This is a genomic window from Rhodococcus spelaei (assembly GCF_006704125.1).
In the GTDB taxonomy this organism is placed as follows: Bacteria; Actinomycetota; Actinomycetes; order Mycobacteriales; family Mycobacteriaceae; genus Rhodococcus_G; species Rhodococcus_G spelaei.
The window spans coordinates 164,096-165,800 of record NZ_VIGH01000009.1 but is presented as its reverse complement, the minus strand read 5'-3'; the positions used below and the strand labels follow the sequence as shown (position 1 = coordinate 165,800).

General features: G+C 68.3%; 2 protein-coding genes. Both read left to right on the top strand.

The genetic code is table 11. From position 1 onward, the window contains the following. Window positions 1-401 precede the first annotated feature (401 nt). The gene (locus tag FK531_RS19335; RefSeq protein WP_142102264.1) at window positions 402-1,298 is read left to right on the top strand and encodes a sulfurtransferase; all 897 of its coding nucleotides are present in this window, start codon (window positions 402-404) and stop codon (window positions 1,296-1,298) included. Next, the gene (locus FK531_RS19330) at window positions 1,295-1,705 is read left to right on the top strand and encodes a SufE family protein (protein ID WP_142102262.1); all 411 of its coding nucleotides are present in this window, start codon (window positions 1,295-1,297) and stop codon (window positions 1,703-1,705) included. Before FK531_RS19335 ends, FK531_RS19330 begins: the two co-directional genes overlap by 4 nt.

Sequence of the window (1,705 nt, the reverse complement as noted above, 5' to 3'; positions counted from 1 at the left end):
GGGTAGAACCTCTCGAGACTAAAGTGCTGAGCCCCCGAGGAGACTTTGCGTTTTACACAAGCGTCCAGCTTGCGGGGGCGATGTGTGGTTTTGCGCAGGCGAACATTCATGGCCAACGGCGAGAATGGGGCACGCGGAGCGGGCACGCGGATCGGCACGTATCCGTGCGCGACAGTACGAGACACTACGACGTTCCGGGCGGGAATCGTTCAATTGTCCAGTTCGGGTCGATCGACTCGAACATCGGAGGCGACCAAGGATACTTGCTGGTCACGGTGCCGACATCCGGCCGTCGGCGAATCGCCGCACACCGGACGCGCAACCGGTAGGGATCGGCGCGCTCGGCTCCGTCCGCCTAGAATCGGGGTCGACCTCGTCCGCCGTCCGTCAGGAGTCCGCAAGTGCCTGTAGCGCCCGATCCCAACCCGTCGTTCGCGGCGTACGCCCATCCGGAGCGGCTGGTGACCTCGGAGTGGCTCGGTGCGCATCTCGGCGCGCCGCACATCAAGATCGTCGAGTCGGACGAGGACGTCCTGCTCTACGACGTCGGACACATCCCGGGCGCGGTGAAGGTCGACTGGCACCTGGACCTCAACGACCCGGTCACCCGCGACTACATCGACGGTGAGGCGTTCGCGAAGCTGATGAGCCGTAAGGGCATCAGCCGGGACGACACCGTGGTGATCTACGGCGACAAGAGCAACTGGTGGGCCGCCTACGCGTTGTGGGTGTTCACCCTGTTCGGTCACGAGGACGTGCGGCTGCTCGACGGGGGCCGCGACGCGTGGATCGCGGAGAACCGCGAGACCACCCTCGACGTGCCCGAGAGCGAGCCGACGGACTACCCGGTCGTGACGCGGGTCGACGCGCCGATCCGCGCCTTCAAGGACGACGTGCTCGGCCACCTGGGCGGCGGTCCGCTGATCGACGTGCGCTCCCCGCAGGAGTACACCGGCGAGCGCACCCACATGCCGGACTACCCCGAGGAGGGTGCGCTGCGCGGCGGTCACATCCCCAGCGCGGTGTCGATCCCGTGGGCCAGGGCCGCGGCGCCCGACAGCAGGTTCCGCTCCCGTGCCGAGCTCGAGGAGATCTACGGCGCGTTCGCCCCGACCGACGACGTTGTCGCCTACTGCCGGATCGGCGAGCGCTCGAGCCACACCTGGTTCGTGCTCACCCACCTGCTCGGCTTCGACAAGGTCCGCAACTACGACGGCTCGTGGACCGAGTGGGGCAACGCAGTCCGCGTGCCGATCGTGCGCGGCGAGGAGCCCGGAGAGGTCCCGGCCACCGCATGAGCCTGCCCGAGCCGCTCGCCGAGATCGTCGACGACTTCGCTGCCGTCGGCCCCCAGGAGAAGCTGCAACTGCTGCTCGAGTTCAGCCGGGAACTGCCCGACCTCCCGGCCGAACTCGAGCAGGCCGCGATGGAGCCGGTGCCGGAGTGCCAGTCACCACTGTTCCTCGCTGTGGACGCGGGCGACCGCGAGCACGTCCGGCTGCACTTCAGTGCTCCCCCGGAGGCGCCGACGACCCGCGGCTTCGCGTCGATCCTGCATCAGGGACTGGACGGACAGAGCGCCGCGACGATCCTGAACGTGCCTGGCGACTTCTACTCCGCACTGGGCCTGGCCGAGGCGGTCAGCCCGCTGCGCCTGCGCGGGATGTCCGCGATGCTGGCGCGCATCAAAACGCACCTGCGATGA